The organism is Bacillus sp. K2I17 (assembly GCF_002209985.1).
Lineage (GTDB): Bacteria > Bacillota > Bacilli > Bacillales > Bacillaceae_G > Bacillus_A > Bacillus_A wiedmannii.
In genome coordinates, this window is sequence record NZ_NJGF01000001.1 from 121,495 (window position 1) to 135,934 (window position 14,440).

Below are 14,440 nucleotides of genomic sequence, written 5' to 3' on the forward strand. Positions count from 1 at the left end.
CTCATCTTTCTGATTTTTATGTTACCACTTTTGTATTTTTATAACAACTTTTGTATAAAAATACCCTAGTCATTTGAGACTAGGGTGCAAGGAAGAAGCCACCCTTTCCAGTCTCACAGGACTGAATTAAAAGGTTATTATTATGAAGCAATCTGCTTAGATTGTTTTATTTGTTTCGTTTCTGGTAGTAGTAGATTTAATAGTACACCCACAATTGCTGCTAGTGCCATTCCTTCTACTTGGAACGATTCTCCTACGTGGAGTACCGCTCCACCAATACCGATTACTAGTATTACTGATGCAATCATTAAGTTTCGTTTGTCACTTAGGTCTGTTTTATCATCTACCATCATGCGTAATCCGCTTGATGCAATTACACCGAATAGTAAGATTGATACACCACCCATAACTGGTGTTGGGATCGAATGAATCAGTGCAGAAATCTTACCGATAAATCCGAACATGATTGCAAACACTGCTGAGCCGATGAATAAGTATACACTGTATGCTCTCGTAATTGCTAACACACCGATGTTTTCACCATACGTTGTATTCGGTGGTCCACCTATTAGTGATGCAATCAATGTTGCTATTCCATCACCGAAGATTGAGCGATGTAAACCTGGTTTTTCAATTAAATCTCTTTTAATAACATTTCCTAGTACAATTTGATGTCCGATATGTTCTGAAATTGTTACTAATGCTACTGGTACCATCAAGAGTACAATCTTCCACGAAAACTCCGGAGTATATGTTACAAATGGTACTGTGAAATCTGGTACAACAAACCATTTTGCCTCAGCTACCGGCTTTAAGTTTACTAGCCCTTGGAAGTAAGCAAAGATATATCCGCCGATAATGCCCAGTAACACTGGTATGATACTGAAAAACCCTCTTCCGAATATAGAGCAGATAATTGTAATTGCTAATGTTACTAATGCTACTGAAAAGTGTGTAAAGCTATATTTGCCATCCGCACCGTTCATCGCCATGTTAACTGCTGTATGTGCTAAAGCTAGACCGATTACCATTACGACTGGACCAACTACGATTGGCGGAAGTAATTTCATAATCCACTCTGATCCTGACTTCTTAATTCCGAGTGAGATTAAGATGTACACAAGTCCTGCAAACAAACCACCAAGCATTGCTGCTCCAGGTCCACCTGCTGTTTTCGCTGTTATAATCGGTGCGATAAAGGCGAATGATGATCCTAGATAGGCAGGTACTTGACCTTTCGTTATAAGAAGAAACGCTAGCGTTCCTAATCCACTTGATATTAATGCTACTGACGGATTCAATCCTGTTAAAAACGGAACAAGCACTGTTGATCCAAACATCGCGAACAAATGTTGTATACTTAAAAATAACCATTTTCCCGGTTTCGGTACTTCATTAACGTCTAACACTGGCTTTTGTTCCATTGTTACATCCTCCTTCAGTTTAAATCTTTGCAATAAAAAAACTCTTTGTGCCTGTGCACAAAGAGTCCTACACTTTCGTATGCCAAATTTGACATATGAAAGCCAAGACCCTTTGGCAGCCTCACAGGACTACATTTAAAAGGGCTTTACTTATCGTATATGCTTACTCGATCTTGTTGATCTGTCTCTTGCAAATCAACTTCGATACGCTCTTCACTTGATGTTGGAATGTTCTTTCCTACATAATCAGCGCGAATTGGTAGTTCACGATGACCTCTATCAACAAGAACCGCCAGTTGGATTTGTGATGGTCTACCTAAATCCATAAGAGCATCCATTGCTGCTCGAACTGTTCTTCCTGTATATAATACATCATCCACAAGGATAACTTTTTTCTTCGTAATATCTACAGGGATATCAGAACCTTTTACAAGTGGTTCTTCATTTTTCGATTGTAGTGTTAGATCATCACGATATAACGTAATATCTAGCTCTCCAACTTCCATTTCTTTTCCTTCAATTTGACCAATTCGTTCTGCCAAACGTTGTGCAATAAAAATTCCACGAGTTTTAATTCCGACAAGAACACAATTATCGACACCTTTATTTCGTTCCACGATTTCATGACTAATTCGTGTTAAAGCGCGGCGAATCATTTGGTCATCTAAAACGACAGCTTTCTCTTGCATGCTCTACACCTCCAAGCTTTTTTCTTGCGTGAGAGTAATGGTATAAAAAAAGTCCTCTCAGCGTGTGCGAGAGGACTTTTGAAAAAAGGGTACAGCATACCCTATATATTTCAAACCGTTACCTTCTCAACCTCACGGGGCTGTGTTAAAGGATCATTATTTAACTGTTGTCAGTATCTCAGTTTTCTTATGATTTGTCAATACTATTTCCGTAAAATATTTAATGCGTCTTCAAACACTTCTGGAATCGGTGCCTCAAACTGAATATATTCACCAGTACGAGGATGGTCAAACCCTAAAATACCTGCGTGAAGTGCTTGTCCATTCATGTCTAATGTTTTCTTCGGACCATACTTCGGATCTCCTGCAAGTGGATAGCCAATATATTTCATATGAACACGAATTTGGTGCGTACGTCCCGTTTCTAAGCGACATTCTACAAGTGTAAAATCTTTAAAGCGTTCTAACACCTGGAAGTGTGTAACAGCATTCTTACCATTTTCATCAACTGTCATGCTTTGACGTTCTTTCTTATCGCGACCAATTGGCGCATCGATCGTTCCTTTATCATGCGGAATCACACCGTGTACAATCGCTTTGTAACGTCTTGTTACTGTTTTTGCTACAAGTTGATTTACAAGTGACTCATGCGCCACATCATTTTTAGCAACCATTAATAGTCCAGATGTATCTTTATCAATACGATGCACAATACCAGGACGCATTACACCGTTAATACCTGACAGGTCTGTACAATGGTGCATAAGTCCGTTTACAAGCGTACCGCTTGTATGCCCTGGAGCTGGATGTACAACCATACCACGTGGCTTATTTACAACGAGTACATCTGCATCTTCATAATAAATTTCTAAGCCCATATCTTCTGCTTGGATATCTAACTCTTCTGGATCAGGAATCGTTACTGTAATTTCATCGTTTTCTTTAACTTTATAATTCACTTTTACCGATTTTCCATTAACTGTAACGACATCATCTTTAATCCATTGTTGTACTTGTGAACGTGACCATTCACTGTTTATTTCTGCAACGAATTTATCAATTCGCTCACTTTTTTGTTCTTCTGCAACTGTTACTTGTACTACTTCACTCATTCAATTACTCCTTCGTTTTCTTGCCTTCTAATAATGTTTGAATAATAATTAATACAACACCAATACATAATGCTGAATCAGCTATATTGAATACTGGATAGTTGTACGAGAAAATATACACGTGAATGAAATCCACTACTTCTTGTCTAAATACACGATCAATGAAATTACCAATTGCTCCGCCTAATATTAGACCTAATGAAATCCCTAGAAGTTTGTCTGTTTTCGCATATTTTTGCATATAAATTACGATAAATACTACAAAAACGACTGTAATAATGTAGAAAAACCACATTTTATTTTCTAAAATCCCCCAGGCAGCTCCTCTATTTCGATGTGATGTTATGTATAATACATTATCGATAATCGGAATGCTCGTACCCAATTCCATGTTCTTTACAATTAGCCATTTCGATATTTGATCGATGGCAATGACAAATAACGCTATTACATAATATATCATTTTCATTTCCCCCACAAAGACAGTGTACCTCAAAATTTTAGCATAGCTGCAACCTTTTCACAATGAACCTTTATAGAAGAATAAAATAAATTAAAAAAAGGTAATATAATATCGTTGTGCGCATTCATACATTTACTTTTTCATAGAAAAATTCATGAATGGTACGGGCAGTCGGCATCGTCTTCATTTGTTTTACCGAAATGGCTCTCCCCGTTTCTTCACAAATACCATACATATCTATTTCCATTTTAAATAATGCACGTTCTACATCTTTTAAGTCCTCTTTTATATCATGTAATAGGAGTTTTTTCTTTATCTCTTCCTTAATTTCATATCCAAGCTCTTCGCTAAACTCTGTATCATATTTGTGCATGACCTCTTTAGCTAGCCTCTCTTGTAACTCTTTTCGCATCAATTGCAATTCTTCTTTGATTTCCATATACATTTCATTCACGTGTACATTCCTCCCAGCTGCAATGTACGATTAGTGTGTCCGAAATTTCTATGCTTACCTCACACACATTTTTCCTTCATAGGAAAGAGAGTGAAAGTTATTTTAATATATCATCAACAAAAAAACTGACTGTACTTACGCACAGTCAGTTTTTTTATTATTTTACATAGTTTTCTTTAACAACTGTTGCACAACGCTCACATAACGTTTCATGTTCAGCGTCTTTACCAATTGTTTCTGAAACTACCCAACAACGTTCACATGTTTCACCAGTTGCTTGAGCAACAACAACCGCTGTATGCTCATACTTCGGCGCATCTGCTGGCGCTTCTTCCATCATACCACCAAGTTTATACTCAGAAACGATGAATAATTGCTTTAAGTCTTCGCTAATAGACTCTAACATAGTTTTCATTTCTACAGTCGGATATAGCGTAATACTTGCATTTAATGACTTACCGATTACTTTCTCATTACGAGCTACTTCTAACGCTTTTAATACGTCATCACGCAGCGTCATAAATGCATCCCATTTTGTTTTTAATGCTTCCGCACCATCTAATTGTACAGCTTCTGGCATATTAGTTAATTGTACACTTTCTTCTGTTACACCCGGAATGTATGGCCATACTTCATCAGCTGTATGCGGTAAGATTGGTGTTACAAGTTTCGTCAATGCAACAAGAACATCATATAATACAGTTTGAATTGCACGACGATCTTCATGGTTTGCACCTTCAATGTATAAAATGTCTTTTGCAAAGTCTAAGTAGAATGAACTTAAATCAATTGTACAGAAGTTATGAATTGCATGATACACAGCAGCGAAGTCGTATGTTTCATATGCTTCTTTTACTTTTGTAATTAAGTCATTTAATTTCACTAACATGTAACGATCTACTTCACGAAGTTCAGCTACAGCTACTGTATTTTCACTTGGCTTAAAGTCATCTAAGTTTCCTAATAAGAAACGGAATGTGTTACGGATTTTACGATACACTTCTGCTACTTGTTTTAAAATATCATCTGAAATACGTACATCAGATTGATAGTCAACAGAAGATACCCATAAGCGTAAAATATCTCCACCTAATTGATCCATAATTTTCTTCGGTACGACGATGTTTCCAATCGACTTACTCATTTTACGACCTTCACCATCTAATACGAAACCATGGCTTAGTACGCCTTTATATGGAGCTTTACCTGTTACAGCAACTGCTGTTGATAATGAAGAGTTAAACCAACCACGATACTGGTCAGATCCTTCTAAATATAAATCAGCTGGACGTTGTAAGTCTTCGCGCTCTTCTAATACTGCTTGGTGAGAAGAACCTGAATCGAACCATACATCCATGATGTCTGTTTCTTTACGGAATTCACCATTTGGGCTACCTGTATGTGTAAATCCTTCTGGTAATAGATCTTTCGCTTCACGCTCAAACCATACGTTAGAACCGTGCTCACGGAATAAATCTGCTACATGGTTAATTGTTTCATCTGTAATAATTGGATCACCATTCTCTGCATAGAATACAGGGATTGGCACACCCCATGCACGCTGACGAGAAATACACCAGTCACCACGGTCACGAACCATATTATGAAGACGAGTTTCTCCCCATGCTGGTACCCATTTTGTTTCCGCAACAGCTTCTAATAATTCTTTACGGAACGCTTCAATAGATGCAAACCACTGTGCTGTCGCACGGAAAATAATTGGTTTTTTCGTTCTCCAATCATGTGGGTATGAATGCGTAATGAATGTTAGCTTCAGTAACGCGCCTACTTCTTCTAATTTTTCTGTAATTGGCTTGTTAGCTTTATCATAGAATAAGCCTTCAAATCCAGGTGCTTCATTTGTTAATACACCTTTATCATCAACTGGGCAAAGTACTTCTAATCCATACTTTTTACCAACAACGAAGTCATCTTCCCCGTGTCCTGGTGCTGTATGAACACAACCTGTACCTGCATCTGTTGTTACGTGATCTCCTAGCATAACTAATGAATCACGATCGTAGAATGGATGTTTTGCAACTGTATACTCAAGTTCGCTACCTTTTACCGTTTTCACAACTTCAGCATTTTCCCACTCTAACGTTTTTGCAACTGTCTCAAATAGTTCAGAAGCAATAATATATTTTTCAGCATTTACTTTTATAATAGCGTATTCAAGTTCTGGGTGAACAGAAATACCTAAGTTTGCAGGTAACGTCCAAGGTGTTGTTGTCCAGATAATGAATTTCTCATCACCTTCTAATACGTTCTTTCCGTCTTTTACAGGGAATGCTACGTAAATAGATGCTGATTTTTTATCTTGGTATTCAATTTCAGCTTCTGCTAAAGCTGATTCACTCGTTGGAGACCAGTAAACTGGTTTCTGCCCTTTATAGATATAACCTTTTTTCGCCATATCACCGAACACTTTAATTTGTTGCGCTTCATAAGCCGGCTCTAAAGTAATATATGGGTTATCCCAATCTGCACGTACACCTAAACGCTTAAATTGTTCACGTTGACGTTCTACTTGTTCATATGCATACTCTGCACATAACTTACGGAACTCAGCAACTGTCATTTCTTTACGCTTTACACCTTTATTTGTTAAAGCTTGCTCAATTGGTAAACCGTGTGTATCCCAACCCGGTACATATGGTGCGCAGTAACCAGTCATTGATTTATAACGAACAATAAAGTCTTTTAACACTTTATTTAATGCATGTCCCATATGAATGTCACCATTCGCATATGGAGGTCCATCATGCAGTACAAATAAAGGACGACCTTTTGTATGTTCTTGTACCTTTTCATAAATATTCATTTCAGCCCACTGTTCTTGCATTGCAGGCTCACGTTTTGGTAAATTCCCACGCATTGGGAACTCTGTTTTTGGCATTAGTAATGTATTTTTGTACTCCATGCTCAATTCCTCCTTACATGTATAAAAGAAACACTTAAAAAACGGAATAAAAAAGAGACCTTCTCATCCCAAAAAGGGACGAGAAAGTCTCCCGCGGTACCACCCTAGTAGATCCTATACGTATGTATACAATCCTCTTTATATTCTTAACGCGAATATACGCCTACGCTTACTCTATTTGTTCAGCGCGGAACTCCAGGGTGATATTCCCATTATCTCCTTATCCTGAGCTTACACCATCCTCAGTTCGCTATATAAGGTATGAAAAAGGTACTTATCCCTATCTTCGTTTTTCTTAATAAATATGTTGTTTAAAATTATATGTAATAATGAGAAAAACGTCAAGCTTACACTGTTTCTTCTTTTTTCAACAGTTCATCTACTTCGTCTTCTAACTCAATTAGTTTATCCCAATCATCGTTGTTTAACATTTCAAGCTGTGTTTCTAATAACATACGGAAACGAGTGCGGAATACTTTCGCTTGTTTCTTTAGCTCTTCAATATCAAAGGCAACTTTTCTTGATTTTACTAACGCTTCGTTAATAATACGGTCTGCATTCTTTTCAGCTTCACGTACGATTAATTTTGCTTCTTTTTGCGCATTACGTTTTACTTCTTCCGCTGCTTCTTGTGCAACGATGATAGATTTGTTTAACGTATCTTCAATATTAGAGAAATGATCTAACTTCCCTTCTAATTGCGCAACTTTTTCTTCTAGAGCTTTTTTCTCACGAATGACTAATTCATAATCTTTGATAATTTGATCAAGAAACTCATTTACTTGATCTTCATCATAGCCACGGAATCCGCGACCAAATTCTTTGTTATGAATATCTAATGGTGTTAACGGCACAACGCCACCTCCAAGTAGTTATCTAAATTTCCTATTTCAATTATATCTTTTCTTCGACAAAATAGGAGGATTTCCTTCTAAAAAACCAATCATTTTAGTATACCATACAAAATTCTCCATTTGTCGCGCTTTGTTCTACCTTCTACAGAAAACAATTTACTTCGTCCATATCCTCTCACTGAAAAAACATCTCCTGGATAACATTCATAAGAAGTTTGCTCCACTGTTTTCCAATTAACTTTTACTAAACCATTTTTTATGAAAGGTTGTACTTTTTGTCTGGATATATGTAACATTTCAGCTAACATAACATCTAAACGAAGTGAAGAAACCGTTCCAGATTTCTCTCCCCACGTTTCTTGCATCTGTAGAATTTTTTCTCCTTGCACTGGTGATAAGGAGACTTTCACTTTCCCTATAGATTGTAAGTTCATCTCAATATAAGATACAACTTCTTTCGCGACTACAATTTGGGCACGATCTTCTTGAAGCAAAATATCACCACATTTTTCTCTCGTTAGACCAAGAGACATAAATGTACCTAATATTTGCCTATGTTCTAGCGTATAAAACTTGGAAGGATAGTCAATTTCCAATACTTCTACTTGAAATTCCTCTTCATTTACTACTAGATAGTCCGGATAAATGAGTGCTCTCTTACGCTCTGCATGAGGCGTTGCACCATCAAACTGTACAGCAACATCCCCTTGTCCTATTACCATAGTGACAATTTGTTGTTGTCTTGGATCAAGGAAGTCTGTTAACTTCACTTGATGGTACTCCGCTGCTCGCTTCCACTCTAACACCTTATCCACAAAGACCTCTTCATCGGGTCTGAAATGTTCATAGATGCTCATGTATTTAACCTCTTACTATAAGAAATAGTTGAATATACTTATTAAACCATTCGTAGCAAGCTTTAACGTGAAAATCGCAACGAGTGGAGAGATATCAATCATACCAAGCGGCGGAATAAATCTGCGAAATGGTTCTAAATACGGTTCACAAATACGCGCAAGAATTTCTCCAAAAGTTGATTCCTTTGCACCAGGGAACCATGATAGAAGAATGTAAATAATAAGTGCCCACGAGTAGATCTCGATAGCAGTAATTAAAACGTTTAAAACTGTTACCATGGCGTATTACCACCTCTTTATATTTGTGTCTTCTTCTTCACCGAATAACTCTGAAATTGCACCAACAATATCTACATTTTCAGGGGTACACATAAATGTTTTCGGTCCTATTTTTTGAATGTCCCCGCCTATAGCGTATACAGTACCACTTAAAAAGTCAACGATACGTACAGCTTGATCAGTAGACATTCGTTGTAAATTAATCACAACAGCTCGTCTACCTTTTAAATGGTCCGAAATCCCTTGTGCTTCCGAATATGTGCGTGGTTCTAATAAAACAACTTTTGAAGATTGCTTTGCCGTTTCAATGCTCACAACATTTTGTTTCGGTTGCGCTTTTGGAAACGCAACATCTTGTTGTTCTGGCGGATCTTGCTGCTTCTTCATGTCTGTTTGCTCCTTTTCATAACTATATTGAGCTGCTTCTTTTTCTTCCGGTGTATCAAAAAAGAAGTATTTTACTTTTGACCAACTCATAATAAGATTCTCCTTCCTTTTACGCTTTTCCTACTAAAATCGTCCCCAAACGAATATATGTAGCACCTTCTTCAATTGCAATCGTGTAATCATTAGACATTCCCATTGATAATTCTTTACATGGCGCATGTAATAATTCTAGCTCCTGCACCTCTGTTTGTAGCATACACAACTCCTTAAAACAGCGTCTGATTTCTTCCTCTTCTTCTGTAAACGGAGCCATTGTCATTAGTCCCACCACTTCAATCTTATCCAATTCTTGCAAACTTTGAATAAAAGAAACGGTTTCTTCTATTGCCAATCCTTGCTTTGATTCTTCAGATGATGTTTTCACTTGAATAAAACATTTCACTTTCTTATCAGCACGTTTTTGAATTTCTTTTGCAAGTGAAAGACGATCTAACGAATGTAAATAATCAATTTCATTAATGATTTCTTTTACTTTTCTCGTTTGTAATGATCCAATAAAATGCCAATTCACTTTTGAACCGAAATGTTCGTACTTCTGTAAGAAACTTTCATTTCTATTTTCACCTAAATCGATAATTCCAGCTTCAATTACTTCGTTTGTTTTTTCAATTCCTACCGTTTTTGTAACCGCAACGAGTTTAATATCTTGCAACGAACGTCCCGCTCGTACGCAAGATTGTTTAATTGCTTCATTTACAGTTGTTAAATTTTTTTGTACTGTCACTTGCTTTCTTCCTCCTTAAAACCTATGAAACTCAACATTCTTCCTGTCTTACCTTGATCACGACGATGAGAGAAAAATAGTTGTTCTTCACAGCTTGTACAAAGAGATGACATTACAATATTCTCTTCTTTTATGCCTGATTGTACACATAATATACGATTAATTTCTTTTAAATTAATTGCGTACTGCCCATCAGAAATTTTTTTATAAGGGACAGAGCCGTTTACTACTTGCTCTGCTGCTGTTAACACTCGATCATCAACAACGTAACAACAAGATCCAATTGCTGGTCCAATTGCAACATGAATTTCATCACTTGAAATCCCTTCTGCATTCCATTTTTGAATCATTTCCTTTGCAATCTCTTTTACAGTCCCTTTCCATCCAGCATGCGCAAGTCCTATCATACCATGTGATGGTGCATAAAAATAGAGTGGAACACAATCCGCGTAACATGATGTTAGAAGAACATCATTATTAGTCGTATAAATGCCATCTGTTTTTGAAATGCCGTCTTCATATGAATAGACGCCACTTCCTTTTTCCTGTTGTCCTACTTTTTCAACATGATGATCATGAACTTGTTCAGAGCAAATCCAGTTTTCTAATGGTTTTTGTAACTTATTTGCTAAAATGCGTCTGTTTTCATGAACGTTCTCCACGATATCATTCACATGTAATCCTAAATTCATCGCATGAAAGGAGCCCGTACTTACCCCACCATCTTTTGTCGTAAATCCAGCAGTAATGTTTCCAAGTTCTTTCCACGCTTGTAAATACAGTATACCGTCCACATATTTAAATGGTTGTCTCATAAAGTGACTCCTTTTAATTAAAATAACATAAAAAAGCATGGTACTTCCTGTCTATTTTACCATACTTTTATTTTTTCATAATGCCAACAGAAAAAAAAGAGGAATTTGTAATATTCTTTATGAAATTGTCGGTGTTTGTATTGATTCTGTTACAGAATTAACAGGATTTACTCTAACAAGTATGACATCTTCCCCAATTTTCATAATTTCCTCCCAAGGAATTACAATTTCTACATCCTTCCCAAAGATCCCTAACATACGTGCCTGTTTGGAAATAATAATAGACCCGATCTTCCCTGTGTTCATATCAATTTCAATATCTCCAATATTCCCAAGCCTTTTTCCATCTGAAACATTTATTATCTCTTTCATCTGCAACTCCGAAATTCTTATCATTTTCATCCTCTCCCTTATATATGACGAATTGAAAAAACACTGTTTCTCAAATTAACAGGAAGCACCCTCTACTAATCCCATATTATTTTCATTATATGAACACAGCTTCCCTACTATGAGCGAAGACAAACTATATTACATATAAAAAGGTTTCACCATAAATGGTGAAACCTTATCCTTGAATCGTCTTATTCATTTGTTTAATAGCTGATTTCTCTAAACGTGACACTTGTGCTTGAGAAATCCCAATTTCTTCTGCAACTTCCATTTGTGTCTTTCCTTGAAAGAAACGTTTTCGAATAATCATTTTCTCACGATCATTTAAACGCTTCATCCCTTCTTTCAGTGCTAACTCTTCAACCCACTGCTCGTCCTTTTGTTTTTCATCACTTAACTGATCCATAACAAAGATAGGATCTCCCCCATCGTTATAAATCGGTTCAAATAATGAAACTGGATCTTGAATCGCATCTAATGCAAAAACAATTTCTTCATGAGTCACTTCAAGCACTTTTGCAATATCCATTGCTGTTGGTTCTTTTGAATTTTCTGCAATCAATTTCTCTCTTACTTGTAACGCTTTATACGCAATATCTCGTAATGATCGAGATACGCGAATCGGATTATTATCACGCAAATATCTGCGTATTTCCCCAATAATCATCGGCACAGCATACGTTGAAAATTTTACATTTTGGCCTAAATCAAAGTTATCAATGGATTTCATAAGTCCGATGCAACCAACTTGAAATAAATCGTCAACATATTCTCCTCTGTTATTAAATCTTTGGATGACGCTCAGTACAAGACGTAAGTTTCCATTCACTAATTTCTCTCTTGCGCTTATCTCTCCACTTTGCATTTCACGAAATAATTTACGCATTTCATCATTTTTTAGTACGGGAAGTTTAGCTGTATCAACACCGCAAATTTCTACTTTGTTTCTCGTCAAAGTGTTCCCTCCTATCGGGAGTTGCTGTACAGTGTAAAGTATTTCCTTTGAAGGGGATTTTATGCATGCGGTTTTCTCTTCATTTTTCATTTTCGTTGTCTCTTCTCATACAACGAAAGAGAATAAGACCAGCCTAGATAACGGCTGGTCTTATTCTTTACACCATTTTATTAAATTCTTTTCGTAATCTTTTTATGATTCTTTTTTCTAAACGCGAAATGTATGACTGTGAAATCCCAAGCATATCCGCCACATCTTTTTGCGTCTTTTCCTCTTCTCCAGCAAGCCCAAACCGAAGTTCCATAATTTGTTTTTCACGATCATTTAATTGATGCAATGCTTTCATTAGAAGATGACGATCTACAGTAGCTTCTAAATCTTTTGTAATAATATCATCATCTGTACCTAATACATCTGATAACAAAAGTTCATTCCCATCCCAATCGATGTTAAGCGGTTCGTCAAAAGAAACTTCTGAACGATTCTTATTATTCCGACGCAAATGCATTAAAATTTCATTTTCTATACAACGTGAGGCATATGTCGCTAATTTTATTTTCTTTTCCGGATTAAATGTATTCACTGCTTTAATAAGGCCGATTGTTCCTATACTAATCAAATCTTCAATATTTATCCCTGTATTTTCAAACTTTCTTGCTATATATACAACTAACCGTAAGTTGCGTTCAATCAGTAACGATCTTGCTGCCTGATCTCCTTTTGGCAATTTATTCAAAAGAACTTCCTCTTCTTCTTTCGTTAACGGTGGTGGCAACGCTTCACTTCCACCGATATAATAAATTTCATCGGTCTTAATTCCTAATTTCAACAATACTTTATACCAAAGGTATACTAAATAAAATTTTAATTTCATCATATTATCCCGCCTCCCATTATTAAGCAATTACCATTTTTTGCGAAATTAACATTTTCGGATGCACAATACATTGATACTCTCCATTGGTTGACAACTGTTGTGTATTTAATCCAATCAATACTTTGCTGACTACAATAGAACTACCTTCATGATAAATTTGCACACTGTCTGGCTTAATTGCCCATAAAAATTGATTCTCTACTCCTACTGCTCTGAAAGGAATTAAGCGTAATTTTGTCGCCCAGCCAGAATCATTTTCTGGTATTTGAGGAATCTCTGTTTTGGAATAAATTTGTTCTGTTAACCAAGCTGGCAAGCAATGCTCTAATGATGAAATATGCATAATCATAACGGGTGTTTTTGTTAACGGGTCGTAAAGTTGGTTCCCACTATCAATTAAACCTGCGAGTTCTAGTTCCTCTTCAGCTAATTGAATTTTCAATTTCACAATTTGGTCATAGTGTATTTTTGTAACCTCTACGCTTTCAATACGCTTTTTAGAAAAATAATAAATTACTGGAAAACCAAAAACAACAAACAGCCAGCTAATTGGATCACCGTAAGAAATTGATTGAGATTGAACCAATCCATTTACCATTTCATTCGTTTGCAAAAAGAAATGAGTCCCAATTAACCCTCCGCCAACCATAAAGGTTACAAAGTAAAAAGTAAAAACAGTTTGTGCATAGTTTCTAAACGTTGTAAACCCAAATGCTGTATACACAATAAGTAACGAGTACAGTAGTTTCATAATTGGATGTGTCATCATAGAAGCAAAAGGAGTAAAGGCAAAAATAACAATGGTTGAACCTATAAATGCCCCTAACACAAGCCTCCATCTTTTGATCTTCTTTTTTAACACGGTTGCTGTTAATAAAAGTAAAAGAAAATCAATGCAGGCGTTTAACAACCAAACAACGTCGGCGTAAACAACCAAACAATTCACCTCTTTTTTTAAGTTGAGACTAGTATAATGCATATCCAATAGGAAAGTGTGTCAATTTGCGGAGGTGTTTTTTTGTTATTTTGTGCTTTCTAGACAAAATCTGTCGGTAAAAAATAAAAGTATATGTTTCATAGAATACTATATCTTTTTACTTATATATTAAGTGAAACTTTAATCACCCCGCACCAATCAGGCTGCCCAGCAAATAGCGGGCTAAATCGAAATATA

16 protein-coding genes and 1 other annotated feature are annotated in these 14,440 nt (G+C 36.3%); all 16 genes read right to left on the bottom strand.

Annotation, left to right across the window (positions count from 1 at the left end; all coding sequences use genetic code 11):
• Window positions 1-140: 140 nt before the first annotated feature.
• The 16 genes from uraA to spoIIGA all read right to left on the bottom strand — a co-directional run bounded on the left by uraA (window position 141) and on the right by spoIIGA (window position 14,203).
• Complete coding sequence (uraA, locus tag CER22_RS00645) at window positions 141-1,424, bottom strand: uracil permease (protein ID WP_000435919.1); 1,284 nt, start codon at window positions 1,422-1,424, stop codon at window positions 141-143.
• 146 nt (window positions 1,425-1,570) lie between these two features.
• Window positions 1,571-2,113, bottom strand: a complete 543-nt coding sequence (gene pyrR / locus CER22_RS00650) for a bifunctional pyrimidine operon transcriptional regulator/uracil phosphoribosyltransferase (protein WP_001156490.1) — start codon at window positions 2,111-2,113, stop codon at window positions 1,571-1,573.
• 203 nt (window positions 2,114-2,316) lie between these two features.
• Entirely contained in the window at window positions 2,317-3,225 is a 909-nt protein-coding gene (locus tag CER22_RS00655; RefSeq protein WP_000005846.1) for an RluA family pseudouridine synthase, read from the bottom strand.
• 4 nt (window positions 3,226-3,229) lie between these two features.
• Window positions 3,230-3,688, bottom strand: coding sequence for a lipoprotein signal peptidase LspA (gene lspA / locus CER22_RS00660; RefSeq protein WP_000642186.1), 459 nt, complete (start codon window positions 3,686-3,688; stop codon window positions 3,230-3,232).
• 124 nt (window positions 3,689-3,812) lie between these two features.
• Window positions 3,813-4,142, bottom strand: a complete 330-nt coding sequence (locus tag CER22_RS00665) for a hypothetical protein (protein WP_001004658.1) — start codon at window positions 4,140-4,142, stop codon at window positions 3,813-3,815.
• 157 nt (window positions 4,143-4,299) lie between these two features.
• Window positions 4,300-7,065, bottom strand: coding sequence for an isoleucine--tRNA ligase (ileS2, locus tag CER22_RS00670; protein ID WP_088608071.1), 2,766 nt, complete (start codon window positions 7,063-7,065; stop codon window positions 4,300-4,302).
• Between the two features lie 71 nt (window positions 7,066-7,136).
• Window positions 7,137-7,361 (bottom strand) — a binding site (T-box leader).
• Window positions 7,362-7,412: 51 nt separating this feature from the next.
• The gene (gene divIVA, locus CER22_RS00675; protein WP_001131609.1) at window positions 7,413-7,919 is read right to left on the bottom strand and encodes a septum site-determining protein DivIVA; all 507 of its coding nucleotides are present in this window, start codon (window positions 7,917-7,919) and stop codon (window positions 7,413-7,415) included.
• A gap of 89 nt (window positions 7,920-8,008) precedes the next feature.
• Window positions 8,009-8,776: a YlmH family RNA-binding protein gene (locus tag CER22_RS00680; RefSeq protein ID WP_000029706.1), complete on the bottom strand. Its 768-nt coding sequence runs from the start codon at window positions 8,774-8,776 to the stop codon at window positions 8,009-8,011.
• Between the two features lie 15 nt (window positions 8,777-8,791).
• Window positions 8,792-9,055: a YggT family protein gene (locus CER22_RS00685; RefSeq protein WP_000259082.1), complete on the bottom strand. Its 264-nt coding sequence runs from the start codon at window positions 9,053-9,055 to the stop codon at window positions 8,792-8,794.
• A 6-nt stretch (window positions 9,056-9,061) separates the two neighbouring features.
• Window positions 9,062-9,532 carry a cell division protein SepF gene (locus tag CER22_RS00690; RefSeq protein ID WP_000119131.1) on the bottom strand — a complete coding sequence of 157 codons (471 nt, stop codon included), beginning with the start codon at window positions 9,530-9,532 and terminating at the stop codon, window positions 9,062-9,064.
• A gap of 19 nt (window positions 9,533-9,551) precedes the next feature.
• The gene (locus CER22_RS00695) at window positions 9,552-10,226 is read right to left on the bottom strand and encodes a YggS family pyridoxal phosphate-dependent enzyme (RefSeq protein ID WP_000218035.1); all 675 of its coding nucleotides are present in this window, start codon (window positions 10,224-10,226) and stop codon (window positions 9,552-9,554) included.
• On the bottom strand, window positions 10,223-11,041 hold the full coding sequence (gene pgeF, locus CER22_RS00700; RefSeq protein WP_046956465.1) for a peptidoglycan editing factor PgeF: 819 nt from the start codon (window positions 11,039-11,041) through the stop codon (window positions 10,223-10,225). Before pgeF ends, CER22_RS00695 begins: the two co-directional genes overlap by 4 nt.
• A gap of 117 nt (window positions 11,042-11,158) precedes the next feature.
• Complete coding sequence (locus tag CER22_RS00705) at window positions 11,159-11,437, bottom strand: YlmC/YmxH family sporulation protein (protein ID WP_000619414.1); 279 nt, start codon at window positions 11,435-11,437, stop codon at window positions 11,159-11,161.
• 172 nt (window positions 11,438-11,609) lie between these two features.
• Window positions 11,610-12,389 (bottom strand): RNA polymerase sporulation sigma factor SigG, encoded by a 780-nt coding sequence (gene sigG / locus CER22_RS00710; RefSeq protein WP_000197753.1) that lies wholly within the window; start codon window positions 12,387-12,389, stop codon window positions 11,610-11,612.
• Window positions 12,390-12,546: 157 nt separating this feature from the next.
• Window positions 12,547-13,266: an RNA polymerase sporulation sigma factor SigE gene (gene sigE / locus CER22_RS00715; RefSeq protein ID WP_000976947.1), complete on the bottom strand. Its 720-nt coding sequence runs from the start codon at window positions 13,264-13,266 to the stop codon at window positions 12,547-12,549.
• Window positions 13,267-13,285: 19 nt separating this feature from the next.
• Entirely contained in the window at window positions 13,286-14,203 is a 918-nt protein-coding gene (spoIIGA, locus tag CER22_RS00720; protein ID WP_000261976.1) for a sigma-E processing peptidase SpoIIGA, read from the bottom strand.
• Window positions 14,204-14,440: the final 237 nt, after the last annotated feature.

Excerpts from the sequence above, each read along its gene's own strand:
- uraA (WP_000435919.1), bottom strand. The coding sequence starts at position 1,424 with ATGGAACAAAAGCCAGTGTTAGACGTTAATGAAGTACCGAAACCGGGA.
- pyrR (WP_001156490.1), bottom strand. The coding sequence starts at position 2,113 with ATGCAAGAGAAAGCTGTCGTTTTAGATGACCAAATGATTCGCCGCGCT.
- CER22_RS00655 (WP_000005846.1), bottom strand. The coding sequence starts at position 3,225 with ATGAGTGAAGTAGTACAAGTAACAGTTGCAGAAGAACAAAAAAGTGAG.
- lspA (WP_000642186.1), bottom strand. The coding sequence starts at position 3,688 with ATGATATATTATGTAATAGCGTTATTTGTCATTGCCATCGATCAAATA.
- ileS2 (WP_088608071.1), bottom strand. The coding sequence starts at position 7,065 with ATGGAGTACAAAAATACATTACTAATGCCAAAAACAGAGTTCCCAATG.
- CER22_RS00680 (WP_000029706.1), bottom strand. The coding sequence starts at position 8,776 with ATGAGCATCTATGAACATTTCAGACCCGATGAAGAGGTCTTTGTGGAT.
- CER22_RS00685 (WP_000259082.1), bottom strand. The coding sequence starts at position 9,055 with ATGGTAACAGTTTTAAACGTTTTAATTACTGCTATCGAGATCTACTCG.
- CER22_RS00690 (WP_000119131.1), bottom strand. The coding sequence starts at position 9,532 with ATGAGTTGGTCAAAAGTAAAATACTTCTTTTTTGATACACCGGAAGAA.
- pgeF (WP_046956465.1), bottom strand. The coding sequence starts at position 11,041 with ATGAGACAACCATTTAAATATGTGGACGGTATACTGTATTTACAAGCG.
- CER22_RS00705 (WP_000619414.1), bottom strand. The coding sequence starts at position 11,437 with ATGATAAGAATTTCGGAGTTGCAGATGAAAGAGATAATAAATGTTTCA.
- sigE (WP_000976947.1), bottom strand. The coding sequence starts at position 13,266 with ATGATGAAATTAAAATTTTATTTAGTATACCTTTGGTATAAAGTATTG.